The 26,671-nt window shown below is 42.1% G+C and carries 28 protein-coding genes; 16 read left to right on the forward strand and 12 right to left on the reverse strand.

The genetic code is table 11. The annotated features are described in order from the left end of the window. Positions 1-30: 30 nt before the first annotated feature. Positions 31-1,137, reverse strand: a complete 1,107-nt coding sequence (locus ACOSVQ_RS05925) for a M20/M25/M40 family metallo-hydrolase (RefSeq protein ID WP_491981617.1) — start codon at positions 1,135-1,137, stop codon at positions 31-33. 254 nt (positions 1,138-1,391) lie between these two features. Here ACOSVQ_RS05925 and ACOSVQ_RS05930 point away from each other — a divergent pair, with 254 nt between their 5' ends. Then, a complete protein-coding gene (locus ACOSVQ_RS05930; RefSeq protein ID WP_491981618.1) occupies positions 1,392-1,862 on the forward strand; it encodes a Dps family protein in 471 nt (156 codons plus the stop codon). Positions 1,863-2,124: 262 nt separating this feature from the next. Continuing rightward, positions 2,125-2,595, forward strand: coding sequence for a NanQ anomerase/TabA/YiaL family protein (locus ACOSVQ_RS05935; RefSeq protein WP_491981619.1), 471 nt, complete (start codon positions 2,125-2,127; stop codon positions 2,593-2,595). A 114-nt stretch (positions 2,596-2,709) separates the two neighbouring features. Here ACOSVQ_RS05935 and ACOSVQ_RS05940 read toward each other — a convergent pair whose 3' ends face one another. The 6 genes from ACOSVQ_RS05940 to ACOSVQ_RS05965 form a co-directional block, all read right to left on the reverse strand. Further along, positions 2,710-3,417: a glycerophosphodiester phosphodiesterase family protein gene (locus ACOSVQ_RS05940; RefSeq protein ID WP_491981620.1), complete on the reverse strand. Its 708-nt coding sequence runs from the start codon at positions 3,415-3,417 to the stop codon at positions 2,710-2,712. Positions 3,418-3,453: 36 nt separating this feature from the next. After that, positions 3,454-4,212 carry a DeoR/GlpR family DNA-binding transcription regulator gene (locus tag ACOSVQ_RS05945; protein ID WP_165311422.1) on the reverse strand — a complete coding sequence of 253 codons (759 nt, stop codon included), beginning with the start codon at positions 4,210-4,212 and terminating at the stop codon, positions 3,454-3,456. An 8-nt stretch (positions 4,213-4,220) separates the two neighbouring features. Next, positions 4,221-5,387, reverse strand: coding sequence for a sn-glycerol-3-phosphate ABC transporter ATP-binding protein UgpC (gene ugpC / locus ACOSVQ_RS05950; RefSeq protein ID WP_491981621.1), 1,167 nt, complete (start codon positions 5,385-5,387; stop codon positions 4,221-4,223). After that, on the reverse strand, positions 5,377-6,219 hold the full coding sequence (gene ugpE, locus ACOSVQ_RS05955; RefSeq protein ID WP_491981622.1) for a sn-glycerol-3-phosphate ABC transporter permease UgpE: 843 nt from the start codon (positions 6,217-6,219) through the stop codon (positions 5,377-5,379). The genes ugpC and ugpE overlap by 11 nt, the downstream gene beginning before the upstream one ends. Positions 6,220-6,228: 9 nt before the next feature. Then, positions 6,229-7,110: an ABC transporter permease subunit gene (locus tag ACOSVQ_RS05960; protein WP_491981623.1), complete on the reverse strand. Its 882-nt coding sequence runs from the start codon at positions 7,108-7,110 to the stop codon at positions 6,229-6,231. Positions 7,111-7,176: 66 nt separating this feature from the next. Further along, positions 7,177-8,469 carry an extracellular solute-binding protein gene (locus ACOSVQ_RS05965; RefSeq protein WP_491981624.1) on the reverse strand — a complete coding sequence of 431 codons (1,293 nt, stop codon included), beginning with the start codon at positions 8,467-8,469 and terminating at the stop codon, positions 7,177-7,179. Positions 8,470-8,799: 330 nt separating this feature from the next. On the opposite strand from ACOSVQ_RS05965, the gene ACOSVQ_RS05970 reads away from it, so the two are divergent. The 9 genes from ACOSVQ_RS05970 to ACOSVQ_RS06010 all read left to right on the forward strand — a co-directional run bounded on the left by ACOSVQ_RS05970 (position 8,800) and on the right by ACOSVQ_RS06010 (position 16,699). After that, positions 8,800-9,753 carry a lactate/malate family dehydrogenase gene (locus tag ACOSVQ_RS05970; protein WP_165311418.1) on the forward strand — a complete coding sequence of 318 codons (954 nt, stop codon included), beginning with the start codon at positions 8,800-8,802 and terminating at the stop codon, positions 9,751-9,753. Positions 9,754-10,010: 257 nt separating this feature from the next. Then, complete coding sequence (locus ACOSVQ_RS05975) at positions 10,011-10,778, forward strand: DUF3450 domain-containing protein (RefSeq protein ID WP_491981678.1); 768 nt, start codon at positions 10,011-10,013, stop codon at positions 10,776-10,778. Next, positions 10,774-12,147 carry a MotA/TolQ/ExbB proton channel family protein gene (locus ACOSVQ_RS05980; protein WP_491981679.1) on the forward strand — a complete coding sequence of 458 codons (1,374 nt, stop codon included), beginning with the start codon at positions 10,774-10,776 and terminating at the stop codon, positions 12,145-12,147. The genes ACOSVQ_RS05975 and ACOSVQ_RS05980 overlap by 5 nt, the downstream gene beginning before the upstream one ends. Before the next feature lie 9 nt (positions 12,148-12,156). Further along, entirely contained in the window at positions 12,157-12,699 is a 543-nt protein-coding gene (locus ACOSVQ_RS05985) for a MotA/TolQ/ExbB proton channel family protein (RefSeq protein ID WP_491981625.1), read from the forward strand. Further along, the gene (locus tag ACOSVQ_RS05990) at positions 12,696-13,100 is read left to right on the forward strand and encodes an ExbD/TolR family protein (RefSeq protein ID WP_165311415.1); all 405 of its coding nucleotides are present in this window, start codon (positions 12,696-12,698) and stop codon (positions 13,098-13,100) included. Before ACOSVQ_RS05985 ends, ACOSVQ_RS05990 begins: the two co-directional genes overlap by 4 nt. Beyond that, positions 13,100-13,720, forward strand: a complete 621-nt coding sequence (locus tag ACOSVQ_RS05995) for an energy transducer TonB (protein WP_491981626.1) — start codon at positions 13,100-13,102, stop codon at positions 13,718-13,720. The genes ACOSVQ_RS05990 and ACOSVQ_RS05995 overlap by 1 nt, the downstream gene beginning before the upstream one ends. Beyond that, positions 13,720-14,910: a tetratricopeptide repeat protein gene (locus tag ACOSVQ_RS06000; RefSeq protein WP_491981680.1), complete on the forward strand. Its 1,191-nt coding sequence runs from the start codon at positions 13,720-13,722 to the stop codon at positions 14,908-14,910. Before ACOSVQ_RS05995 ends, ACOSVQ_RS06000 begins: the two co-directional genes overlap by 1 nt. Positions 14,911-15,015: 105 nt before the next feature. Then, positions 15,016-15,768 (forward strand): siderophore ferric iron reductase, encoded by a 753-nt coding sequence (locus ACOSVQ_RS06005; protein WP_491981627.1) that lies wholly within the window; start codon positions 15,016-15,018, stop codon positions 15,766-15,768. 97 nt (positions 15,769-15,865) lie between these two features. Next, positions 15,866-16,699 (forward strand): patatin-like phospholipase family protein, encoded by an 834-nt coding sequence (locus ACOSVQ_RS06010; protein ID WP_491981628.1) that lies wholly within the window; start codon positions 15,866-15,868, stop codon positions 16,697-16,699. A gap of 165 nt (positions 16,700-16,864) precedes the next feature. On the opposite strand, the gene ACOSVQ_RS06015 is transcribed toward ACOSVQ_RS06010, so the two are convergent. Further along, positions 16,865-18,235 (reverse strand): MATE family efflux transporter, encoded by a 1,371-nt coding sequence (locus tag ACOSVQ_RS06015; protein ID WP_491981629.1) that lies wholly within the window; start codon positions 18,233-18,235, stop codon positions 16,865-16,867. A gap of 110 nt (positions 18,236-18,345) precedes the next feature. On the opposite strand from ACOSVQ_RS06015, the gene ACOSVQ_RS06020 reads away from it, so the two are divergent. Beyond that, positions 18,346-18,954: a riboflavin synthase subunit alpha gene (locus tag ACOSVQ_RS06020; protein WP_491981630.1), complete on the forward strand. Its 609-nt coding sequence runs from the start codon at positions 18,346-18,348 to the stop codon at positions 18,952-18,954. A 45-nt stretch (positions 18,955-18,999) separates the two neighbouring features. Here ACOSVQ_RS06020 and ACOSVQ_RS06025 read toward each other — a convergent pair whose 3' ends face one another. Both ACOSVQ_RS06025 and ACOSVQ_RS06030 read right to left on the reverse strand, forming a co-directional pair. Continuing rightward, a complete protein-coding gene (locus ACOSVQ_RS06025; RefSeq protein ID WP_491981631.1) occupies positions 19,000-19,203 on the reverse strand; it encodes a CPXCG motif-containing cysteine-rich protein in 204 nt (67 codons plus the stop codon). Between the two features lie 170 nt (positions 19,204-19,373). Then, complete coding sequence (locus tag ACOSVQ_RS06030) at positions 19,374-20,240, reverse strand: fructosamine kinase family protein (protein WP_491981632.1); 867 nt, start codon at positions 20,238-20,240, stop codon at positions 19,374-19,376. A 387-nt stretch (positions 20,241-20,627) separates the two neighbouring features. Here ACOSVQ_RS06030 and ACOSVQ_RS06035 point away from each other — a divergent pair, with 387 nt between their 5' ends. After that, positions 20,628-20,972: a DUF3802 family protein gene (locus tag ACOSVQ_RS06035; protein WP_491981633.1), complete on the forward strand. Its 345-nt coding sequence runs from the start codon at positions 20,628-20,630 to the stop codon at positions 20,970-20,972. A gap of 1 nt (position 20,973) precedes the next feature. Here ACOSVQ_RS06035 and ACOSVQ_RS06040 read toward each other — a convergent pair whose 3' ends face one another. Further along, positions 20,974-21,510 carry an NlpC/P60 family protein gene (locus ACOSVQ_RS06040; protein WP_491981634.1) on the reverse strand — a complete coding sequence of 179 codons (537 nt, stop codon included), beginning with the start codon at positions 21,508-21,510 and terminating at the stop codon, positions 20,974-20,976. A gap of 57 nt (positions 21,511-21,567) precedes the next feature. Here ACOSVQ_RS06040 and ACOSVQ_RS06045 point away from each other — a divergent pair, with 57 nt between their 5' ends. Continuing rightward, entirely contained in the window at positions 21,568-23,601 is a 2,034-nt protein-coding gene (locus ACOSVQ_RS06045) for a methyl-accepting chemotaxis protein (protein ID WP_491981635.1), read from the forward strand. An 18-nt stretch (positions 23,602-23,619) separates the two neighbouring features. On the opposite strand, the gene ACOSVQ_RS06050 is transcribed toward ACOSVQ_RS06045, so the two are convergent. After that, positions 23,620-24,411 (reverse strand): sterol desaturase family protein, encoded by a 792-nt coding sequence (locus ACOSVQ_RS06050; protein WP_491981636.1) that lies wholly within the window; start codon positions 24,409-24,411, stop codon positions 23,620-23,622. 225 nt (positions 24,412-24,636) lie between these two features. On the opposite strand from ACOSVQ_RS06050, the gene ACOSVQ_RS06055 reads away from it, so the two are divergent. Beyond that, positions 24,637-25,368: a tRNA-uridine aminocarboxypropyltransferase gene (locus ACOSVQ_RS06055; RefSeq protein WP_491981637.1), complete on the forward strand. Its 732-nt coding sequence runs from the start codon at positions 24,637-24,639 to the stop codon at positions 25,366-25,368. 276 nt (positions 25,369-25,644) lie between these two features. Next, positions 25,645-26,556 (forward strand): N-acetylglucosamine kinase, encoded by a 912-nt coding sequence (gene nagK / locus ACOSVQ_RS06060; RefSeq protein WP_491981638.1) that lies wholly within the window; start codon positions 25,645-25,647, stop codon positions 26,554-26,556. The last annotated feature ends 115 nt before the right edge of the window (positions 26,557-26,671 follow it).

The raw sequence follows: 26,671 nt of genomic DNA on the forward strand, positions 1-26,671 counted from the left end.
CTGGGCTTTTGCTTCAAGGTATTTGACCGTTTAACGAGCCAGATACGCTTTAATGAATTCACTGATCTTTACTAAATCTGCAACAGCAATAAATTCTTCAGTCGTGTGCACTTTAGACATACCTGTCGAGAGGTTAGCTGTGGTCAAGCCTTTCTCATTGAAGTTGTTTGCATCACTACCGCCACCAGTACTCTTAGTGATGGGTTGAACGTCCATTTGTTCAAAGACATGTTTAATTGCTGCAATGTGAGTGTTGTTATCTGCAATTACAAATGCGTTGTACGAACGTTGTGAGTCGATTTCAACCGTTGCACCATGCTTTTCAGCTACTGCTTCAAACGTTTGAACCATATGCTTTACTTGAGCATCCAGTTTATCGTTATTCAATGAACGAGCTTCAGCAACGATAGTCAGCTCAGGCATCACGATATTGGTCGCTAAACCACCGTTTACCATCCCAATGTTCGCTGTGGTTTCTTCATCAATACGCAGCAGGTTCATCTGAGTTATTGCATCTGCCGCTACAGAAATTGCACTGATACCTTCTTCTGGTGCTAGCCCTGCATGCGCTGGTTTACCGTGGATTGTCACTTTGAGTTTTTGCTGCCCAGGTGCTGAGGTAATGATAGTGCCGATAGGACCACCGCTATCGAGAACAATCCCCTGAGTAGACTTAACGTAGCTCATGTCAAAGTGTTTTGAACCCATCAAACCGCCTTCTTCATGAACTGTAAATGCAATTTCTAGGGTCTGATGTTGTGTTTTTTCTTCTTGCAGTGTTTTGACGGCTTCTAGAATCGCTGCAATACCAGATTTGTCATCGCCACCGAGAATCGTATTACCCGCAGAACGAATAATTCCGTCTTCAATGACTGGTTGAATTGATTTGCCAGGGCTTACTGTATCCATATGGCAAGAGAATACTGTGCTACCCACAAGAGTACCTTCAAGACGTGCGTATATGTTGTAGCCGTTTGAAATACTCTCTGGAACTGGAAGCTTGTGAACTTCAAAGCCTAGTTTTTCTAATTGAAGAGAAAGGACATCAGCAATTTGCTTTTCGTTACCCGATTCGCTATCGATTTGGATAAGTTCTAGGAAGTGTTCGATGAGGCGCTGATCGTTGATTGCAGGCATAAGATTATCTCTTGGGGAAAACAGGAGAAGTACCATGCCTTTCAAAGCAATGGATGACCCTGAGATAAATCAAGGAAACGGCGAAAAATACAAGCAGAGCGGTGAAACTACAAATTATCCTAATTGGTTTTAATAGTTTATCCCTATCAAATTAATGGTTTTATACGATTACTATTTAACATCGAGAGCGAATATTATTCTTTCAACGAAATGAATACACGAAACGAAAAATATAAACATTAAGAGGTGATGTTATGAAAAAGAATCTAATTGGTCTCGACAAAGAACAAAGCCTACAGCTAGCAGAAGCATTGAACAACTTGCTGGCTAATTATCAGGTGTTTTATATGAACACCCGTGGTTACCATTGGAATATTAAAGGCAAAGAGTTCTTTGAACTACACGCAAAATTTGAAGAAATTTATACCGATTTACAATTAAAAATAGATGAAATTGCAGAGCGTATTCTCACACTCGAAGTGCAACCGGTTCATAGCTTTAGCCAATATCTAGAACGTTCAAAAATTAAAGAACATACAAATGCAACTGACGGAGTAAGCACAATGAAAGGTCTTGTTGAAGGTTTTGGCTCACTGATTAGTCAGCAACGTCAAGTGCTGGGTTATGCTTCAGAAGTGGGTGACGAAGGTAGTGCAGCTTTGATGAGTGATTACATCCGCGATCAAGAAAAGCTGATTTGGATGCTTAATGCATGGCTTAACTAAGCCATAGCCCGTCTCAGAAAATTCGCAATCGCCAATCTACGGATTGGCGTTTTGCTTTTGTTTAGCAAAATACGATTTACCCTTACAATCACCTTGCAAGTACAGTGTACAGTCGCATTGAGAGATTGACTTATATCAGGATAGTCTCATTTATTTCTGTTTTAATTTGTTTTTATTAAAACAACGTTTCAATCGTCACATTTTCTCCTATTAGAGAAAGGTAAACTGCGGGCAATTGTTACACTTATATAGGATCATTGTCGTGTTTGTAGGTAAAACGTCACAGCTTGAGTTTGCTGGTTTTTTGTCTCCAGAGCTTAAGAAAATTATTGCTTCAGTATTAGATCGTTTAGAGACTCCAATTGAAAATGGTCGTCACGAAATTGATGGCGCAAATGCATTCTTTATGTTGGTGGATGACAACACTCAGCTTTTAGCGCAACGTAAATCAGAGTGTCACAGCCGTTACCTAGATGTTCAAATCCTTCTGGAAGGTAATGAATCATTTGGTTACAGCCTATCTCCATACAAAGGCTTAGACGAAGACATGTTAGCTGAGAAAGATCTCGCATTTAGTGAGCAAATGGATGTTGAACACTTCGCTACACTTACTGCGGGTGAGTTCATCGTATTCTACCCAGGTCAGCCTCATCGTCCATTAGTTGCTGTTGGTGATAAACCAATGCCAGTTCGTAAAGCGATCATCAAAGTAGATAAAGCGTTGTTTGCTTAATCTATAACGAATACGAATATTCGATATACAAACGCCCGCAAATGCGGGCGTTTGTTTTTCTACCAAATAGCAACGGTGAATTTGGGTAACTACATTCTTTAACCCGACTTGGCGTTATATAAATCGACTTGGCCAGTCAGAGAAAATTGCATCGACTTTATCTAGAAGAGGGAAACGCTCTGCTTCATTTACGGTGTAGCACCAAATCTGATATTGATGCTGACGTAAATACTGGATGTGTTTCTCGGTTATCCACTTATAGTTCAGGTTGCAACTGAACGCCTTCACTTCGTCCAGCAGCTCTTTGTCTTTGGTTGATAAACGTTCGCTCAGAACTCCCAATTTGTAGCCTGCACAATGTAGGTGGAGCTCGCGAATGATGTCATGGCTAAAACTGGAAAGTACGATTTGTTCTTTTGCGATAGGGTGTTGGTCTAACTGCTGCTTAAGTTGTGAAACAACACTGGTCACGTCATGTTTATCAACTTTAACTTCGAGATTCAGACCAAGCTGATGCTGCTGAGCAAGTTCCAGCAGTTCTTCCAACGTCATAATGCTTTCACCTTCAAACTGAGGAGCAAACCAAGCACCAAAATCAAAGGCTTTCAGTTGATCAAGCGTATAGGCATCGACGCGACCTTTACCGTTGCTACAACGATTTATCGTGTGATCATGGCAAACGATCAGTACGTTGTCTTTTGTTGGCTGAATATCGACTTCAACCCAAGATAAGCCCATATCAATTGCGGCTTGGACACTGACGCGAGTATTTTCTGGATAGGTGCCTGCAACACCTCTGTGACCGACAACGATCAGAGACATACAAATTCCTTTGTTGAAAACGAGAGCAGCAAGATGTTATGCAACCACCAATTCTACTTGGTGTGTGTAGCACAACGTCGTAAATTCATGGGTGGCTTCATCGGCGAATAATTTATGCATTTCCGACAACTCACCACTGACCACGGGAGCATAACGCCCAAATTTGGTTTTGTCTGCAACTAACCAGCATTGCTGGCTCTGCTCGATAATGGCTCGGGTTAAGTTAGACTCTTCTGGCGTGAAATCAAGCAGTTGACCTTTGGAATTGAAACCACCGACACCAAAGATACCGACTTTAATGTTGAACTGTCGGTAAAAACGGGTTGTAGTTTCTCCTACGGTATCTTCATCTGAAGGACGCACTGCGCCACCAGCGAGGTAGATAGCGATATTGGGGTTGCGGCTTAGTATTAATGCCGCGTTAATATTGTTTGTCACCACCGTCAGACCCGGATGATCAAGTAACGCCTGAGCGACGTATTTCGGTGTGGTACCGATACCAAGAAAGATGCTGGTTCCTTCTTCAAGTTCGGTGACCACACGTTGTGCGATCTTCTGTTTTGCAGAGAGATTAATCAGTTCTCGATTAGTAAATGACAAGTTGTCATTAGGGCTTGGTAAGGTAATCCCACCATGAACTCGGCGTACCATACCTTTATCACTGAGATCATTCATATCCTTACGAATCGTTTGAACCGACACCTCGAAGCGGTGTGATAGCAGATCACTGGACAACACGCCATGAGCGTGTTGCAGGTACTCGAGTATCTGTTTTTGTCTGGTAGATAAACTCACATCAGTCCTTATGCAATCGCTCGTTTAGCCAATGAAATAGGGCACAAACGCTTTCCCTGTACATCGAAAAGATGAAGGTTACTGCGTGACACTGAGATGCTTAGCGGCTGATTGTGTTCAAGATGCATTTCCGGTGTGACAGCGATAAAGCTGTCATCGTTATGGACGCCAGTTAAGCTACCATGAACCAATTGGTTAGGTCCTAATGGTTCTACAACATGTATTGATAGCTCCAACGAAATGGAATCATGACTTGAGTTCGCGCTAGTGATCTCAGCGTGCTCAGGACGTACACCGAGAGTAATGTTCTCGATGCTTAAGCCATCATACTCTGGCAAGAAGAATTGCTTACCCGCAACGTGCAGTTGACCGTTCTGTAATGTCGCTGGCATAAAGTTCATGGCAGGGCTACCTATAAAACTTGCCACAAAAGTACTTGCTGGTTTGTGGTATACCTCTGCAGGCGTTCCCACTTGTTCAATTTCACCTAACTTCAACACCACAATTCGGTCTGCCAAGGTCATCGCTTCTACTTGGTCATGAGTAACGTAAACACTAGTTACACCAAGCTCTCTTTGTAGCTTTTTAATTTCCAATCGCATGTGCGCACGCAACGCAGCATCGAGGTTCGATAATGGCTCATCAAATAGAAATAACTGAGGATCGCGAACGATCGCTCGTCCCATAGCTACGCGCTGACGTTGTCCGCCAGATAGTTTGGCTGGTTTACGCTCTAAGTACTCTTCGATTTTGAGTGTTTTAGCCACTTTCTCAATTTTCTGTTCGATGGTGTTTTTATCAACACCACGGTTTTTCAGTCCATAGGCTAAGTTGTTGTAAACACTCATATGCGGATAGAGAGCATAGTTTTGAAACACCATAGCGATGTCGCGTTTGGCTGGCTTTTCTGTATCTACGCGGCGACCTGCTAAATGTATTTCGCCGCTGGTGATAGTTTCTAATCCAGCGATTGAACGCAGGATAGAAGATTTGCCACAGCCAGAAGGGCCAACAAGTACAAGAAATTCGCCTTTATCGATAGACAAATCTACACCTTTTACTGCTTGATGACCGTTTTCGTATGTTTTAACAAGTTGTTTGATATATAACATTACGTTGTCCTGCTTAATGCTCGCAGAGCTGTGTACGAGATGCATTGAATGACTATTTTTCACTTTCTATTAATCCTTTGACGAACCAACGTTGAAATATCACCACGACCAAAACGGGTGGCAACATCGCGAGAATGACCATGGCGAAGGCATAGTCGTAGCGTGGGCTATTGGTTTCATTGATGTTATTCAATATCTGTTTGATACCCATTACGATGGTGTTGTACTGCTCATCAGTAGTCATCATGATTGGCCATAAATACTGGTTCCAACCCACAACAAACATAATGATGAATATCGCTGTGATCATGGTTTTGGATAGCGGAAATAAGATGTCAATAAAGAAGCGAATAGGGCCTGCATTATCCAGCTGCGCAGCTTCGAGCAACTCGTCTGGTATCGTTTTGAAAAACTGACGAAAAAAGAAGGTCGCTGTCGCCGATGCAATCAAAGGAAGAATTAAGCCGGAATAGCTATTGAGCATCCCCAAACTTGAAACGACTTCATAGGAAGGGATAATTCGAACTTCCAATGGAAGCAGCAAAGTGACAAAGATCAGCCAGAACCAAGCGCTGGCATACGGTAAGCGGAAATAAACTAACGCGTAGGCCGCCATCATTGAAATGATGATTTTCCCAATAGCAAAACCTAGCCCCATGATGACGGAGTTAAAGATCATGGTTTGCGCGGTTACATCGCCTGTAAAACCTAAGCTTTTGTTCCATGCTTCGTTGTAAACAGCCGAAAAGTTGTTGCCAATGTCCCACTGTAAACCTTGGCTGACTAATACATTTGGCTCATGGGTTGAACTGGCGAATATCAACCATAGCGGCACCAACATAAAAAGAGCGCCAAGGATCAATATCAAATGATCGGAAAGAGAATTGCTTTTCATGATATCTCCTCAGTAATGCACACGTTTTTCGACAAATTTGAACTGTATGAAGGTCAACGCCAGCACCAGCAGTAATAAAACAACTGATTGAGCTGAGCTGCCGCCTAAATCTGCGCCGACAAATCCATCACGGTAGACTTTGTAAACCAGTGACGTTGTAGAACCACCGGGGCCACCGTCTGTGAGCGTGTCGATCACACCAAAGGTGTCGAAAAATGCGTAAGTCAGGTTAATGACCAATAAGAAGAATCCGGTTGGTGCAAGAAGCGGGAAAGTAATCGTCCAGAAACGTTTGCTGTCACTGACACAATCCAATGTCGCCGCTTCTTTCACGGCATAAGAAATGGATTGGAGACCCGCGAGAAAATAGACAAAATTGACCGCTACCTGTTTCCAGACTGATACCAGAATCAAAGCAATAGTGGCGTCAAGCGGATCAGTTTGAACACTGAATTTCCAACCAATGTGTTCTAAGAAATCTGTAAGTACACCGATGTGCGGGTTAAATAGGAAGCCACCAATTATCCCAGCAATAGCCGGAGCCACTGCATAGACCCAAGTGAGCGTGACTTTGTATGCGCTCTGACCGTGAATCACATTATCGGCTTTTACCGCCAGTAAAAGCGCAATGGCTAACGAAAGAAATGAGACAAGAATAGAAAAAATAAGTGTGAATCCAAGAGATTCTAAATATTCCGTAGACTGAAAAAGAATCTGGTAGTTTTCAAACCAGACAAACGTTGAAGACATACCCCATGGGTCTTCAAGCATGAAAGAGAGGTAAACGGCTTTTGCGGCTGGATAGACGAAGAAAATGGCAATAATGGCGATTTGCGGAGCAAGCAAAAAGTAGGGCATGGGAGAGTGAAAGAATTGTTGTCGACGTTCCACAAGCTTTGTCCAATAGGTGTAAAAAAAATGCCCACTGAACCTAATATCCAGTGGGCATGGGAAGAGTTATTTCACTGTACGAGCAAAACGATCCAGAAGCTTATCGCTTTCGTCTTCTACTTTGTCCAGACTTGCCTGAACCGTTGAACGACCCGCGAAAATGTTGTCAAACTCACGGTGCATAACTTCACGGATTTGTGGATAGAAACCTAAGCGGTAGCCTTTGTTCCATTCTCCAGAAGCCAAGCTAAGTTGTTTAACACCAACTTCAGCATCAGGTTGTTCGTTATAGTAGCCAGATTGCTTGGTAAGTTCGTAAGCTGCGTTAGTCACCGGCACATAGCCAGTAGTCTTGTGCCAGTACATTTGGACTTCAGGTTTGGTTAGGTAAGCAAAGAAGTTAGCGACACCTTTATCTTCATCTTTACTGTGACCACTTAACGCGAACAACGCTGCGCCACCAATGAAAGTATGAACGCCTTTGTTATTGAGTTTTTCCCAATAAGGTAGATACGTCGTACCCAATTCAAATTTCACGCGGTTACGTAGACCACCGAAAGAACCAGATGAACCCATCCACATAGCCACTTCTTGACGTTCGAACGGTGTTTGGTTTGCGTCCCAGTCACTGCCGTAATATTTGAAATAACCTTTATCTGACCATTCTTTCAGTTTGTTGAAATGCATCACCATGTCTTTAGTGTTAAACATGATTTTTGAAGAGAGCGCTTGGTAGCCATTTTCTTTATCAGATAGCGGTAGGTTATGGCGAGACTTAAAGTTTTCGAACATGATCCAAGGGGTATGTGATTCTGAGAATGCTACATAGCCTTTTGCTTTTAGTTTTTCAGCAAGCGCTTCAAGTTGTTCGTAAGTTTGCGGAGCTTCTGCACCGACTTTCGCTAGGATATCTTTGTTGTAGTAAAGCACTGGGGTAGAGCTGTTAAATGGCATACCAACCATCTTACCGTTGTTATCTGCGTAAAAGTTACGCACACCGGCAAGATAGTCTTGCGCAGAGAACGGGTAACCTGCATCAACCATAATGTCCTGAACTGGTTTTGCTACGCCCGGTGCATTCATGATTGTCGCAGCGCCGGCATCAAACACTTGAAGAATGTTTGGTGATTTGCCAGCACGGTATGAAGCGATACCTGCAGTCAGAGTTTCTGTGTATGAACCTTTAAATACAGGCGTGATTTTGTATTCAGTTTGTGAAGCGTTAAAGTCTGTAGCGATTTTGTTTACCGTCTCGCCCAGTTGTCCGCCCATTGCGTGCCACCACGTAATTTCAGTTGCTGCAAAAGAAGTTCCTGAAACAGTTGCTGTAAGCAACCCTGCTACCCATAGCTTATTCATTGACTTTATTCCTTGTTAAGTTTCGAACGATACTGTTTGTGTTTCGTTTGATGCTATGGTGGCGAAGAAATGTTTCACATAGGTGGACGAAAAATGTCACTGAGGTTAAAGATTTATGGATCAAGTGACTTAAATCACATTAAACAATGATAGTTTTATTGCACCAATTTGGTTTACTGTGAATGTTTAATGAACTATAAAGGAGCGATATTGCAGTAAATAACGCCATAAAGAACCTAATTTGCAAAATATAATTGGAATGAATGTTGCTAATACTAGTAAAATCTACAATCCTAATTTTGATCTTGTTAAGTTGTTCAAGGAACGAATATGAAAATTGGTGTTATTGGTGCTGGCGCAGTTGGAGTAGGTATCTGTAACTACTTATTAACTCTAGGTAGTGTGAGTGAGCTGACTATTCTTGACCGCGATGTGAAACGTGCGGAAGGGGAAGCATACGATTTTAGACATACAGCGGCGCTGACTTTCTCGAAGAACACGCGTATTACGCCAACCGATGATTACATGGAATTGATTGGTGCTGATATTGTCGTGATCACTGCGGGTGCCCAAATTCAGCAAGGGCAAACACGTATGGATATAGCGGAAATCAACGCAAAGATTGGCGTTGATATCGCAAAGAAAATCGAGCGTGTAGCGCCTAAAGCGATTTTGATTGTAGTCACCAACCCATGTGACATTGTCACTCATAGCATCGTTGCGAATACGGGCTACAGCCCACAGCGTGTTATTTCCTCTGGTTGTGTGATTGATACAGCTCGCCTGATGGCGATTGTCGCGCAACGCGTTAACTTAGACCCGAAAAACGTATTTGGCTATGTATTGGGTGAACACGGTAGTGAATGTTTCACACCTAAGAGCTTGATCAGTATTGCTGGTCAGCCAGCAGATTATTACTGTGATTCCAATAATATCCCGCGAATTGATGCAGATGAGCTTCTGGAATCGGTTAAGCAAGCAGGTTTCGAAATCTTTAAACGCAAGAACAACACAGTTCATGGTATCGCTGCGAGCGTCTTCCGTATTATCCAAGCGATCATGATCAACGAACATTCAGTGCTTCCAGTGGGTACTTTATTGCGAGGTGAATACGGCTATAAGGATGTTGTTCTTAGTCTGCCTGCTGTTATTGGTAAGAATGGGGTAGAGAAGATACTTATTCACCCATTTACTGACGAAGAGAAACAGCGTCTCGACGAGATCACAACCAATCTTCGTAACCAGATGGTCAATGTCGCTAAGTTGACCGGTTTAAGTTATTAAAATAGACAGTTGCTAAATACACCGTGACTAAAGAAACCAAATAGAAAAGGTGGCAGATGCCACCTTTCTTTTATCCAAACTTTTATGTATCCGAAGCTTAAAGTTACGGTTGCTTCTTCAATAGGTTTTTCATTCGCTAAAATGCGTCACATCATTGTTGCTAGTTAGAAAAATCGCTAATATATGAAAATCTAGTTGATAATGAGAGTTTTTATCAATAACATTCCTGCACAACTACGCGCTATTTGATTACCATGATGAATCTTTTAAAACCCAGTTTTATCCTTATTTCCGCAGCAATGGCTTTACCCATTCATGCCAATACGCTTGACGATGCGAAAGCGATTCAAAATAAAACCAACGCGGCTTCCGCTGCCAGTCAGCAAAAAATCGACAAGAGTTCGAATGTTGCAATAGAGCTTCAAGCTGAAATCGAACAGTTAAGCGAGCAAGTAAAGAACTTAGAAGTTTATCGAAACCACTTACAGGCATTGGTTGATAACCAGCAACAAGAAATGGTGAGCTTGGATAAACAAATTGAAGAGATCAAAGATACTCGTCAGGGCATTGTTCCTCTTATGTATCAGATGATTGATGGTCTGCAAACCACACTTGAGCAAGACAAGCCAATTCGTTTACAAGCGCGTACCGAACGTCTTGAGCAGCTTAAGTCTCTTATGCCGAGAGCCGATGTCAGCGATGCAGAGAAATTCAGAAGAATTCTCGAAGCCTATCAAATTGAGATGGACTACGGACGTAAGCTGGGTTCATACCAAGGTCAAATTACGTTGAGTGATAACGATTCTGTTGATGCGGATATCTTATATTTGGGGCGTGTAGCGTTAATCGCTCGCAATCCAAATGCCACCCAATACTGGACTTGGAATCAAGCACAGAAACAATGGCAAGGTTTAGATAGCAGTTATAAAACTAACCTTGATTCTGCGTATAGCTTAGCAGCTAAACAGATTGCACCTACGCTTGTTACTCTCCCTGTATCGCTTGTTAATGCGGAGGCAAATTAACATGAAGAACAAATTTGCTCCGTTAATATGTGCAGCTTTAGTTATTGGCGTTAACGCTCCTGTTGTTGCAGCGAACGATATTGTCAGCCAAGCAAAAACGGAAAACACGGCACAACGCAGTCACGATGCAAAGCGTGAAGCGGAATTTAAGCTCACTGAACAGCAACTCAAAGACAAAAAAGCGCAACTCTTGGCACAGCGTAATAGTCTTCAAAGCCAAGCTGACAAGCTTTCTGCTGAGTTTTCTAAAAATGAGGATTCACTTGCTCGCTTGGAAGAGAAACTGCGCTTAGAAACGGGAAGCCTGGGTGAGATTTTTGGCGTTGTTCGTCAAAACGCTAAAGAGATCCAAGGTGATCTTTCACAATCAGTTACAGGTGTTGATCGCCAAACTAACGCAAACGTGATTGAAGAGATTGTTGCTGCGAAGTCTTTACCATCAATGAAACAGCTAACTGGTTTATGGCAAGCAATGCAAGAACAAGTCATAGCAAGCAGTGAAGTATCAACAACAAACGTCACACTAATTGATGGAGAAGGACGTAAGCAAACCGTTCCAGCTACACGTATTGGTGCATTTGGATTGGTTTCAGAGCAAGGTTACTTACAGTGGAACAACGGTCGTAAAGATGCGGTTGCTTATCAGGTTCAACCAGAAAATGCTCCAACCTTAAACTCATTGAATACACTGGAAAACGGGAACGTTGCTTCGGTTGTATTAGATCCTTCTCATGGGATTTTGCTTGAGCAACTAGCACTTACACCAACATTAGGTCAGCGTCTTGACGCGGGCGGTGTAGTCGGGAAAATCATTTTAGGGCTATTAGCAATTGGTTTGATTATCGCTTTGTATCGTGGCGTCTCTTTGGCTATCGCTCGACAAAAGATAGCTGCCCAGCTTAAGAATCCACAGCAACCTGGTAATAACCCGCTTGGTCGTGTGTTATCTGTACACGATAAAGAAAAGCATCGCACTGTAGAAGCATTAGAGCTGCGTTTATTAGAAGCTGTTGTCGACGAGCAAACGGGCTTAGAGAAAGGTCTGTCAATGCTGAAACTGTTAGCAGCACTAGCACCGATGCTTGGATTACTCGGAACTGTGACGGGTATGATTGAGACTTTCCAAGTCATTACTCAGTTTGGTAATGGTGATCCTAAAGTGATGGCTGGTGGTATTTCTATGGCACTAGTAACCACCGTACTTGGTTTAGTTGCTGCGATGCCACTACTGTTAGCTCACAATATCTTGAGCTCACAGGCAGAGAACATTCGAAATATCTTAGAGAAGCAGGGCATCGGTTTAGTTGCAGAGCAAGCTGAACGGGAAAGCAGTGAAGCGGTTTCTGCCAAAATGGTCAATGCGGCGTAAGGGTTGAACATGCAAGCTGACTGGTTTACGTCATTCAATAATCTGTTTTTACCACTGACCGAATTTATGGATCAGGGGGGGGCAGTATTGTGGTGGCTTGCTGCGGTTGTAGCCGTGTGTTGGCTGTTGGTCGTTGAACGTATTATCTATCTGGTGTTTACCTTTCCTAAGCAGCGTAAACACTGGATAGATCTTTGGCACCAACGCACGGAACACAACTCTTGGCATGCTCACGCCATCAAACAAGGTTGGATAGGGCAAGCTCATATTGCTTTAACTCAGAACCTCAACGTTATCAAAGTGATGGTTGCAATTTGCCCGATGTTGGGTTTGCTAGGCACAGTTACTGGGATGATCTCGGTTTTTGATGTGATGGCAACGCAAGGCAGCAGCGATCCGAAATTGATGGCTTCAGGTATTTCATTGGCAACACTGCCCACTATGGCTGGAATGGTTGCGGCTTTGGCAGGCATGTTTGTTCATGCGCGCCTAGTGAAAACGTGTCGTCTATTTGAAATGAAATTAGAAAAATCTTTAAGGAGTCAGCGATGAGACTCGGTCGACGTCAATCTCAGCAAGAAGAGGCACAAATAGATCTAACTTCTATGCTGGATATCGTATTTATCATGTTGATTTTTTTCATCGTGACCAGCTCTTTTGTACGTGAATCGGGTGTGGAAGTTAATCGGCCTACAGCTTCAAACGTTGTCAGTCAAAAAGATGCTGGAATCTTCGTAGCAATTACATCTGCAAATGACATCTACATTGATAAACGCCAAGTCGATGTCGAGCGCGTGCAAGCTACACTTGAGCATTTGCTATTGGAACAGCCTGAAGCCTCTTTAGTGATTCAAGCTGACGAGCACGCATACAACGGAACGGTTGTTCAGGTAATGGATGCTGCAAAAGGCGCTGGTGTGAAGAGTATTGCGCTCGCTGCGGAGAAGCGTTGATGCTGCGTTTACTGTTCGCAACGCCGATTGCTGCTCTTATCTCTTTAAGCCTGTTCGCTTTTATGGCTTGGATGGTTGATAACGGTAATCAACGTGTACCTAAAGCTAGTCAACCGCTTAGTTTTAACATGGTGATGTTAGAGCAGGAAAATCAGGTGCAGCGCAGACAACGAAGTGTTCCTGAGCAGCCAGAATTGCCAGAACCGCCTCCACAATCTCCTGTTTCGCAAAAACAGACTTCGGTGGCCAACACGCAACAGCTTTCTAGCGTTCCATCATTAGGTTTAGATACCGCAATTAGCGGTATTTCGATCAATGCTCCAACCTTTGGTGATTTTGGTGTTAACCAACAAGCAATGCCATTACATCGTGTCGAGCCAACATACCCAGCACGTGCTTTACAAAGGGGGATTGAAGGCTATGTTGTCATGAGTTTCACCATTGATGAAACTGGGCAACCCACAGATATTCAAGTGGTAGAAGCAGAGCCGAAGAGAGTGTTTGAACGTGATGCAATACGGGCGTTGAGAAACTGGAAATACCAACCTAAGTTACTGGATGGTAAAGCGGTGACCCAACCGGGACAATCTGTGAAATTGGAGTTCAAGTTAGCCAAATGATGAAACGACTAATCGTCAGTCTATTGTTGCTGGTATCCACTTCGAGTGTAACAAACCGTATGGCTGTTGCTGCGGAACTAAGCCAATATGCTGCAAATAAAGCAATGAAAGCTAACCAGCTAGCGCAAGAAGACAAATTGCCTCAAGCGATTGAAACGCTTAAAACCGCTGATGTTTCTCGTGGCTATGACAAAGCGTACTTCTCTCGAATGTTGGGCGTTTTCTACTGGCAGAATGAGCAAATTAAACCGGCCATTAATGCTTTAGAACAAGCGGTAGCTAGCGGTGAATTAAAGGACGACCAAGGTTGGTTAACAGAACGTATGTTGGCTGATTTATTGTTAATGAATCAACAATATAATCAAGCTCTGCCTCATTACTATCAACTGAGCAAAAATATCCCACAGACGCAAAATGCTAGCGAACTATGGTTGCGAATTAGCCAAGTACACTACCAAATTGAACAATGGCAAAAAACGCTAAGCGCAATTGCGGAGTATGACAAATACAAACAACCTGACGCTGTTACTCCGCTGTCAGTAAAGTTAGGTGCGCAGCTTCAACTAGAACGCTGGGAAGAGGCCATCCCAACGCTCAAGAAGTTAATCAATCTAGAACCGGAGCGTAGCAACTGGTGGTTACAACTGGTGAATCTGGAGTTGAGAACCGGCAAGAAAAAAGATGCATTGAGTAGTTTGGGTTTAGCTCAATTGCAAAAAATCGAATTGAGTGATGCAGATTTACGTTTATTGGCTCAGCTCTATGCCCATAACGGCATCCCTGAGCGAGCTGGTCTTGTATTAGAGCAATTGAAAGATGCCCAAACAAATGTTGATTTGATTACAGAACGCGCTTTCTATTGGCAGCGAGCAAAAGAATGGGACAAAGCCATCGACACTTGGGCATTAGCTGCGAAATTTGACGGTAAGTACCACTGGAACATCGCTCAGATCTTAATGCAGCAAGCTCGTTACGATGATGCACTATCTGAATTGGATAACGTAAAAGAGAAGGGTAAACAAGCTCAAGTTGCCTTAGCCCGTACTAAAGCGTTATACAAACTCAACCAACTTGAACCAGCACTGATTGAAGCTAAGAAAGCAAACAATATTGAACCTTCTGACGAAGCAAAGAGCTGGATAAAGTATTTAACTCAGCTGCGAAAAGCAAAAGACAACCAAACATCGTAAATGAGGGCCTATTTTATAGGCCCTTTGTTTTGTTAATGATAATAGTTTGCACTGTGTAATGATAATTTATATCATTATTAAATCTTGACCGTACGGCTATTTTCAATGGGTTTATCCACAGTACATTTCGAAAAACTATTCGTTCATGCTCGAAACATCACTCCTTATTTAGATGGCAACCTTGTTGAACATGAAAGTAGCTGTTTAAGCCATGGTGAGAGCCCAAAGTCGATCGAATCTCTTTACACACAAATTGCAAATCGACATCCAGAAGCGGGACAAGCTTATTGGTTAACTCGCACATGGGATTTGCTGTGTTGGCAACCCGTATTTGTCTCATTCATTGCAATTTATACACAAAGAGCCTTGCCAGATGTAGCGACGATTTCGCAGAAACAACAACACTGTTTTATTTCTGGTTTTAGTTTTATGGATCACGAATGGACGCATGCAAGTCGATCGGCCCTGATAAAAACAGCGGGAGAGCAACTCTCTCAACTATTTGAAAACTATAGAGAGGCAATTAACCAGTGGGGAAGAATTCGCCCTGGGTTTACGAATCATCTACTCGCTGATCAGCTATTGAGTTGCTTAGTCCGCTTACAAGAACTCAGACCAAGTTATTCCAACGGCACTATTTTGCAACAAGCCAAACTTTGGTTGGATGCTTTTAATCTTCCTCATAAACACATCAGTAGCTTAATAGTGGATGTAGCCACCGACCGCTTAAAAGTGGTCAGAACCAGTTGTTGCCTTGTATACAAATGTGACGGGCGACCTTTATGCGCAAATTGTCCACGTTTAGAGAGCAACAAGGCGAATGCTGCAATCGCAGCAGTACAACAGGTTGCAGCTTAATCGGCGATATCTATCTGATTGATAAGTTAAACCCATTTGCGAGGTTAACCAGTAAGAATTATCTTTAAATGGTTAAAACGATAATAAGGGTTTAAAAATGGCAGGACAAAAGGCATTAGTAGTCGAAGGTGGGGCAATGCGCGGCATTTTTGCTAGCGGCGTTCTTGATTCATTTATGGAATTAAACCACCGTCCATACGATTTCGTTATGGGAGTATCTGCTGGTGCTTCAAATCTTGTAGGTTACTTGTCTAATCAACCTCTACGCAGCTATCAAGTGATAACTCAACTTGCTACTAGCAGTCGTTTTTATAACCCTGGCCGTTTCCTAAGAGGCGGTGACTTAGTTGATGTTCGATGGCTAATTGATGAAGCAAATGAGCGTTACCCGATCAACGAAGAAGCGCTGTTCTCGTCAATTCCTTTTTATGCAGCTGCCACTAACATCGAGACGGGCAAGCCTGATTACTATCAAATTACTCCGGATAATTTTGTAACAGCGATAGAAGCCACTTCTGCGTTGCCTATTGTCTACAAGAAAACTCCTTGTTTCGATGGGCAGTGCTATACAGATGGTGGCGTGTCTGACTCTATTCCAGTGAAAGAAGCTTATCGTCGTGGTGCACGTGATATCACTGTTGTTCTTTCTCATCCAGAAAGTTATGAGATGCCAAAGGTTAAAAGTGAATGGATGATGAAAAAACTATTTGCTCGCTATCCAGAAGTTGCTAAATCAGTTACCGCAAGGGCTGAGAAATACAATGGTTCGCTGGAGTTCATTCGTAACCCGCCTAGAGATGCGAACATTCGAGTTATCGCTCCACCTGAACATTTTGCCGTTAAACGTCTAACCATGAATAAAGGAACATTAGATCATGGATACAGCATGGGTTTAATTGCAGGTCGTATGCACGTCCACAGTTTGAAATAACAGGAGTACATTATGAGCTTTCTAGAAAAAATGATTGTTTTTGTATGTGAAATTGACACTTACCAAAGCGTACTTGCTGGGTTGGAAGATACCTATTTAGAAAATGAATCACCGGATAAGTAAAAAGGTCAGCATCGCTGACCTTTTGTTTTCTGAGGGGGTAGGTTACTTCGAAGCAAAATCTAACTGGACTTGTTGATCCTGCTTTTGAATCCAGAGTAGTCTCAGGCTGAGCATAACTGCCGCAGAACTTAATCCGACTATGAATCCAATCCAAAATCCTTTTGCACCCATAGGTTCTACGATTAAATCGGTCATTGCTAACGTATATCCCGTAGGTAATCCTAAGATCCAGTAAGCAATAAAAGTACGAACAAAAATTGCGTTCATATCTTTATATCCGCGTAACGAACCAGCCGCGATAACTTGTATTGCGTCAGTACATTGATAGATACCAGCAAAAATTAATAGCTGCATAGAAAGGGCAATAACCTCTCTATTATCCGTGTAAAGATGCGCTATCTGTTCACGGAAAATCACTGTGAATGCTGCAGTAATTAATGCAGTCGCTACACCAAAAAACAGCCCAACGTGAGATGCAACCGCTGCACCTTGTACGTTTTCTTCACCGAGCGAATGTCCCACACGGATAGAAACGGCTGCACCGATGCTCATCGGTAACATGAAAATTAAGGATGAAAAGTTAATTGAAACCTGATGTGCGGCGACAACTAACGATCCCAAAGGCGCTAAAGCAACCGCTACCACAGCAAATAGTGTCACCTCAAAAAACAGAGCAGCTGCGACTGGTAAACCCAATCGGAATAAGCGCCATTGTGGTTTGAAATGCGGTTTATGAAAGTGAGCAAACAGTTTCACGTGAGCTAGTCGATTTGAAGTTGCAACGTAGAAAAGCAACATCAGAAACATCAGCCAATACACGATCAAAGTTGCTACACCACACCCAACACCACCTAGCGCTGGGGCTCCTAGCTTACCGTATACGAAGATCCAGTTGAGAGGTATGTTAATCAATAGCCCAAAGAAACCAATGACCATGGCTGGTTTGGTTAATGACATACCTTCGGCAAAGCTGCGCAAAACTTGAAATAGCAAAAATGCGGGTACAGCAAAGATCATTGCGTTGATGTAACCAATGGTTTTTTCGGCCATTAATGGTTCGACTTCCATCAACTTCAAAATAGTACTGGCTTGCAGTAATACTAGGATTGTTGGAATAGAAACAATTAAAGCTAAAAATCCACCCTGATGAATTTCAGACGCAATTTTATGCTGTCTGCCTGAACCATTGAGCTGCGCCACTACAGGTACCAGTGCCATTAAGAGGCCAATACCAAACAGAATTGTTGGCATCCAAATACTGGAAGCGACAGAGACAGCTGCTAAGTCAATTGCACTCACACCACCAGCCATAACGGTATCGACGAAACTCATACCGGTTTGAGCGATGGAAGCTATTAGAACTGGCGTTGATAACTTTACTAATTTTTTTATTTCATTTTTATAATGTTGCACAAACTTCTCCGAAGGGAATATTTACTGCTTAATTAATCGGCGGGTCGTACTGGTGGGAATGATAAAGAAATGTCACACTGATCACCACGAAAAAGTATTGGAATTACAAAATGTTTACTGGGATTGTTCAAGGCATGGCGAAAGTCGTTGCTATTGATAAAAAAGACATGTTTCAAACCCATGTTATTGAACTAGAACCCTTATTAATTAAAGGGATATCAATTGGTGCTTCGATAGCTCACAACGGCTGCTGTTTGACGGTAACTCACGTTGATGACAACCGTATTTCATTCGACTTAATGCAAGAAACTCTCAAACTGACTAACCTAGGTGAACTTGAAGTGGGTTCTATGGTGAATGTCGAGAGAGCGGCTAAATTCGGTGATGAGATCGGTGGACACACTATGTCGGGTCATATTATGGATACTGCGACAGTTAAAGAAGTGATTGATTCGCCAAACAACAAAACTATCTGGTTTGAGTTAGCGCCAAAGTATATGAAGTACGTTTTGCCGAAAGGTTTTATTGGATTAGATGGCTGCTCCCTGACTATTGGCGAAGTCAGTGAAAATAGTTTCAATGTTCATCTCATTCCAGAAACATTGCAAAGAACACTCTTTGGTCAACGAGCTGTCGGTGACAAAGTAAACGTTGAGCTTGATCCGCAAACTCAAGCGATTGTAGATACCGTTGAACGAGTGCTTGCTGCTAAACAATAAGTCCAGCGTTAACTAGTACGCAGCAGCGAACAAAATATTATTGGTCTAGAAAATTTGCTCGTCATCAGCATCAACTTGTAGCTCAACAATATCGAGCTGCTCATTGATCATCAAATTCATATGAATTGGATTACAGCAAGCAGGGCAGTCATCATAAAACTCTTGGCTGCCATTTGAAGAGTCCAATGTTACCGGAACGTGATGCCCACAGTGGGGGCAAATAATCGATTTTTGGATAAAGTTTTTCATCTTGATTCTCGCTTCGTTTTTTATTGTTGTTAGTTTAATAGTAAGACGAGAAGTTGATTCTGAACGAGAAATAAGTGCAAATTTTGACCATTGAATATAGAAAAAAGAGCTAAAGTTAATTAGCTCTTTTTTTGTTTATTTTTAATGAGATAGAAGGTTCGTAAATAAGTTTAGAACGAAAGAATTTTCTTAATCAGATACTCAGCTTCATCCAAATAGTGTCCACCGAAATGGTTGTAGTGATTCAGTATGTGATAAAGGTTATAGATATCTTTTCGCTCTACGTAACCGAAATCCAACGGCATGACTTCTTCATAGGCTTGATAGAATTCAGGTTGAAAACCGTTAAACAATTCCGTCATCGCAATATCGCATTCCCTGTCTCCCCAATAAGTCGCTGGGTCGTAGCAGATTGGACCAAGCGGTGAGTTTGCCACATTCTCATTCCACAAATTGCCATGCAATAGTGACGGACGCGGTGTATGGTTTGCTAGCCTCTGCTTAACAACTTCAACGAACTCGTCGATATTGACCAGATGAACACCTTTCTCATGCATCAGTTGCAGTTGCCAACCAATTCTCTGCTCTGCAAAAAACTGACACCATTTCTTCGCCCAGTTATTGGGTTGAACGATACAACCTAAGTAGTTATCAATATCAAATCCGTATTCTTTTTGATCACCCCATTGGTGCAATTTGGCGAGTTGTAAACCGAGTTTAAAACTGTTTGTCGCGTCATCTAGTGGTTTAGTCACTAGGTAATTTAAGATAATGAACGCATGATCCTTAGTGCTACCAGTAAGAACATGTTCAGGGACGTGAATACTGTTACTTTCTCGTAGAATCCGTAAGTTTTCAGTTTCAGCTTCAAAGTTTGGTAAAAAGTTACGGTCATTTAGCTTCACAAAATACCGCTCTTTACCGTCGGTAATCATATAACTTTCGCTAATGTCGCCGCCCTGTAGTTTGGTTTTTTCTACAAGGTCGAATTGGAACATCAAAGTATCTGAGAGTTGTTGGGTGATAGCTTGCCACATAGTATGAACTCCATGACCGTCCTTTAATCCGTTTTAGTTTAGAACATCAAATGTGACTTTACTGAACCGTAAAGCAAATAATTTCATTCACTTAGTTTGAATGCGCTGTTAATCCGCATATTTGTGAACTTACTCATAAAACGTTTCGTGAACTATATTGCCTTTTGAATGAATAGAAAGTCACAATGACTTTAGCAAATGGTTTAGTTGTTAACTTACTAGGTAAAGTTCTATAGCTTTCTTATACTAAGTTAGATTTTTATCAATGAATCGTTTGAAATTTCATCAAGCAAACATATCAAATGTGTGAAATTTTCTTCACATAGCTTAGTATTATTGAAGGTACAGTGAGTTACTGGTGACGAAGCAGTAAAGCGGAGAATTAAAGTGGTTGTAGAAACCGATGGTTATTTAGCGCTAATAGAACATCTTGCATTCAATATGGATGTATTCACCCGTGGCGGCGGTGACACCGGTAAAGAAAGCGTTGAAGATGTCGTTACTGATATGGTGGCGAGCAACATCATGGCTGTTTTCGAACAGAACCCTGAACTTCATTCAAGTGTGCGTTTCCAACTTCTAAAAGAAGCCGATTCTGTCGTGGAAGATTTAGGTGAGGTACTGGCTGGTGTATGGGCAAAACCCGCAACGAATGATCAAATCATTTTCCTTGATGAATACATTGCGTTGGTGAAAAACTTATTCGATACAGCAGTAGCCACTTACGATTAGGTTATTTCGTTAAGCTGTCGACTCTTCTAAATTGCCAAAATTTAGAAGCCCAATAGGGGTTATCTAGCCGTGAAATGATGACTCCTTGAGATGTAGAGGCATGCATAAATCTCAAATTTCCCAAGTAAACGCCGACATGGTTCGTCGTTTTTGTAGTTTTAAAGAAGACTAAATCACCGTATTTAGCAGCGTCATATTTAACATTCTCACCGACTTTACTTTGAGACTTTGTCGTTCTGGGCAAAGGTAGTTGCCAAGCGTCACGATAAGCAATCTGAACAAACGCAGAGCAATCAATTCCATCCATGGTATTCCCGCCTAACCGGTAAGGAACACCTTGCCATTGGTTATAGATACTGAAAAAAGATTCTTCGCGCGCGATGATATTATCAACACTAAGGCTGGCATTAAACGTTTCCTGTTCTTGGGTATAAGCATTATTTGCACTTTGTTTTTGAGCACATCCAGTCACCAATGAAAATATAATAACCGCAAATAATGAGCGGTTAGTTATTGGTTTCTGAAATAAATGTGTCATAAAAATTTCCTAAAATACCGGACGTTGTATTTAAACTGGTATCGGACTACCTTAGAAATGAATAATTCAGCCAAGCCCCGAATAACATTTTCACTTATTCAAACACTTTCTATTATTTTTGTCACTATAACCTTACTTGTCATAGTTCTTTCTGTCACTAGCGTGCGTGGAATTGACAAAATTGGGTATCAATTTAGCCATCTCTCCGAACGAGCACTGCCGTTATCTACCAACAATGCAGCGCTTACTCAAAATATACTCGAACAAGTTAAATATATTGGTTATGGGACAAGAGCTAAATCGGTTGAACAATTAGATAGTATTCGCGCTGATTTATTAAAGTTGGATCAAAATGCCACTGTTCGACTGGAGGAAATGAAAGGAATCACTCAAGAATTTGGTTCAATAATAGATTCAACGTTGCAAGAAGAATTAACTCAAAATATCGAGAAGTTTTCTCAGTATTCAACAGCAATTATTCAGTCACAGCAAACTCAACTTGAACAAACGGCAAAAATTGCAGAACAGGCTACTGGTTTTAGATATGGACTTAGTTCGATTGGTCCTGAAATGAACCGTATCGCTTCGTTTTTAGCTATCGATAATCCAGAATCAATGGACGCGGCAAACCGATTTGTAGCCGCATCTGGTGTCATGGAAAGCACATTTCTTCTATTTATGGTTCAAGAAGAGATGGAGCTGGCACAAAAAGAATACAAAGAATTAAAAACGCGTATTTCAGGACTTGAACTCGCTTTCGATGATTTTAAAGAGTGGCATCCAGACGTTAAAGAATTTGCCAGCCTCACCGCACCTTATCAGATGGTTTTGGAAGGCTTTAAATCAGGTGGAATACTAGACCAAATAATGATTCGTTTAGAAACAGCGCAAAATCAAAATTCGGACTTTACCCAAGCAGCTTTAATGGCTGACAACATTGCAGATCAGCTCGCTGCACTGTCAAATATCACAACCGAAATTATTCAATCTAAAGAACAGGAAGTTCAAAGCACCATCAACGAAATTACGTTAGCCTTGTTGATCGGCGGAGCTGTACTTGTCTCTCTTGTCGTTGTTTCATGGCTTGGACTCAGAGTTTGGGTAAACAAAGGTATGAAGAATATAACGACCAGCCTTACTTATATGACCGAACATGATTTCAGTCATAGCCCAGCGCTAGTTGGACCAATGGAGTTTCATGATATTGCCGGGAAACTCAACCAAGTTATCGCATCAACAAATGAATCATTAACAACAGTGACCTCAAACTGTGAATCACTCTATAAGACTGCGCAATTAAGTCATGATGCTGCAGAATATTCTAATCAGGGACTGACGTTACAAAATGAAGCTCTTTTGAGTATGGTGACCACGATTAACCAATTAGAAGCCTCTATTCGCGAAATTGCGGGCGTTACTAATGATTCATACACAGACTCCGTGACCGCAGCAGAACACTCATCTCAAGGTGTTAAAGCAGTAGAAGAGAATCGCTACCGATTAGAAGCCTTAGAAGAATCGTTAAACACCAACGAATCTGCTATGAGTGAGCTAGATAGTAGTGTTTCTCGAATCAGTGAACTCGTCGATTTGATTACTGGCATTGCAGAAAGTACCAATTTGCTGGCACTAAATGCCGCTATTGAGGCTGCGCGAGCGGGAGAGCATGGAAGGGGATTTGCTGTTGTTGCTGACGAAGTTCGAAAGCTCGCTAAAGATACCACTCAGCAAACGGGTAGCATCCGTGACATGATGAGCCAGCTACAGGCTTCGGCTGCGAAGTCACGTCAAGCCGTATTGGAGTCCAGAAATGAGATGGTCTCAGCGCTTCAATCTAGTGACGAAGTGAAACTGACGTTTGCTGATATTGAAAGCGCAGTTACACATATTCGAGCCAGAGTAGAGCAAATTTCCGTGGCGACGGAAGAGCAAGAGCGAGCGACAGCCGATGTGAGCCGATCGATCGTACAAATTTCTGATCAAGCTACACAAACAAAACATCAGCTAGAGTCCATGGTTGATAGCTCTCAGCAAGTGGCAAGCATAGCAGGTCAACAAAAAGCGATGCTTGATAAATACTGCTTGAATTAGGTTTTCAGCACAGCTTTGTTACTTTTCTCTGAATGGTTGGGTAAGCATCTTATCCAACCATTGCTCCCTAGAACGTTTGAACATCGGTAAGCCAATTCTCATTTCATCGTGTCCTAGATAAGGCTGAGCGATGTAAGTACCGAAAATTCGATCCCATATCGACAAGAAAAATCCAAAGTTAGAGTGGGTTTCTCGTTCTATTACTGAATGATGAACTCTGTGCATATCAGGCGTTACAATCAGTTTTCGCATCCATCCGTCGAGTTTCAAAGGCAATTTTGCATTGCTATGGTTAAACATAGCACTCGCATTCAGCACAATTTCAAAAGTAACTACGGCCCAAACAGGCGCGCCAATCAGTGTTACCGCGCCAATTTTAATCCACATAGAAATCAGAATTTCAATTGGATGGAATCGTGCGCCAGTGGTCACATCTATATCTTGATCTGCATGGTGCATGCGATGGAGTCGCCATAAGAATGGCACACTGTGGAACATAATGTGCTGCCAATAAATGATGCCATCAAGCAAAACCACTGAAAAAACGAGAGACCATGTATGAGATACATCCAGCCAGTGCATAAGGCCGAAAGAATGGGCTTCTGCCCAGCTTGCTGCAGAGAGGGCGACAATCGGCATAAGGAGTGTAATTAGTACGCTGTTTAGACCAACTAAGCCGAGATTATTAATCCAACGTACAGACTTGCTCTGAGAAAGGTGTTTACGTGGAGCATTTGACTCCCAAAATGCGCAAATCAATAGCACCAAAACAAAGAATGCTAACCTGATGGTTTCTGGTTGGTAGGACATAACTACCTCCGTGTGATACCTATTTACCGTGTCATAACCATTTATTTCTTGAACATCATTTACTGATTTACAAAGTGATGTAATCCAATCACTAATCAGAGTTTCAAACTTAAATTGCGCTGGAGAACTCGACTAACAGCGGTTAAACTCTGCGCCACTTTCAGTCAATCAAATTTTTTAGTACAAAAATTATCAGTACTAGAAAATTAACGTACTTCTACAGATATGAGAATCCATGCTTTCCATCGTTTGTACCAATATCGGCTCGAACGATCAACAAAACCTTTTTTAGCTCGCGGCTGCAAAATTCAACGTTGTGCATACTGTAATGTGGGGCTGACGCATTGTTTGTGTCAGCATCAGCCTGATATTGATACGCAAGTTGCGGTATTACTTATTGTTTCTCAACAAGAAGTTTTTAAGCCAAGCAATACTGGTCGACTGATTGCAGACATCGTAAAAGAAACGTACGTATATCAATGGAATCGCACGGAGCCTGATTCTCAGATGTTGGATCTTTTACAAGATCCATCCTATTTCCCAGTTTTAGTTTTTCCTGCAGAAACAGAAGAAGAACATGCACGAGTAATGCAAGAAGTAGAAAGTATAGCTGCAGGTAGAAAACCACTGCTTATTTTCGTCGATGGAAGCTGGCGTGAAGCAAAAAGAATTGTACGCCGCTCTCCTTACTTATCACATTTGCCATTAATCTCAATCGAGCCTCAAGTTCTTTCTCAATATGTGATGAGAAAATCAGACAACGAGCAGCATCTTGCTACCGCTGAAGTCGCGAGTCTTGTTCTGGATAAATTCGGGGAAAAATTGGGCGCTGAAACGTTACGCTTGTGGTTTGAAACATTTAAAGAAAGCTATTTGCTGGGTAAGACTCGTATAAAACCCAAGCAAGAAAAAACGGCGCTCAAAGAATATTTGCAATTCACGCAAAGCCTAGATTGAGACCGAACACTCAATACTGCTTTACATTTGCGCAATCAAAATGTGTAGCCGGATAAATAAGTGTTTGGTCACGGATTGCATGGGGTGGGTTATGGATAATAAGCCAATATTTTTTAATCGCGAATTAATTACGCTGATATCGGTCAGATAGCTTCGGTCATTTGGGTGATTTGGTTATTTAACAGCTTTTGTTAATTAGCTAAAGGATGGCGCAATTGGTGCGTGAATCGCTTTAAATAATTTCCTTATTACTGGGATTGAGTAGGAGAGGTTTGCATGTATTACGGCTTTGATGTCGGCGGCACTAAGATTGAATTTGGTGCGTTCAATGAGAAACTTGAGCGTGTTGCTACTGAACGTGTACCGACACCAACAGAAGACTACCAGCAGCTAGTTGAAACAATTGCTGGGCTAGTTGCTAAGTATGATGCTGAATTTGGCGTAGAAGGTACAATTGGTTTAGGTTTGCCAGGTATGGAAGATGCTGACGATGCAACGGTATTGACAGTAAACGTACCGTCAGCAAAAGGCAAACCACTGCGTGCTGATCTCGAAGCTAAAATTGGTCGTAGCGTAAAAATTGAAAACGATGCGAACTGCTTTGCTCTTTCTGAAGCATGGGATGAAGAACTGAAAGATGAGCCATCAGTACTAGGTTTGATCCTAGGTACAGGTTTTGGCGGCGGTTTAATCTATAACGGTAAAGTGTTCTCAGGTCGTAACCACGTAGCGGGTGAGATCGGTCATATGCGTCTGCCAATTGATGCTTGGTTCCATTTAGGCGGTGATAAAGCGCCATTATTGGAATGCGGTTGTGGCAACAAAGGCTGTATGGATAACTATCTTTCAGGTCGTGGTTTTGAGTTAATTTACGCACATAACAACGGTGAAAAGAAGAAAGCTATCGATATCATCAATGCATACAACGAAGGTGAAGAGAAAGCAGTTAAACACGTTGACCAGTTCATGGAACTATTGGCAATCTGTTTTGGTAACATTTTCACTGCGCATGATCCACATGTGGTTGTTCTTGGTGGCGGTCTATCGAACTTTGATTTGATTTATCAAGAAGTGCCTAAACGTATCTCTAAACATCTTCTTTCAGTAGCAAAATGCCCGAAAATCATCAAAGCAAAACATGGTGATTCAGGTGGTGTTCGTGGTGCTGCATTCTTGAATATCGAATAACACTGAGTTTCAGTTGGTTAAATAGAAAAGGGCTTGAGTATTCAAGCCCTTTTTTACTGTCATCCCTAAACCACCTGTTCGCTGATGCTTATTGGCGGTAGTGATGATTGCGAGA

This window comes from Vibrio sp. HM8-C (genome assembly GCF_058630515.1).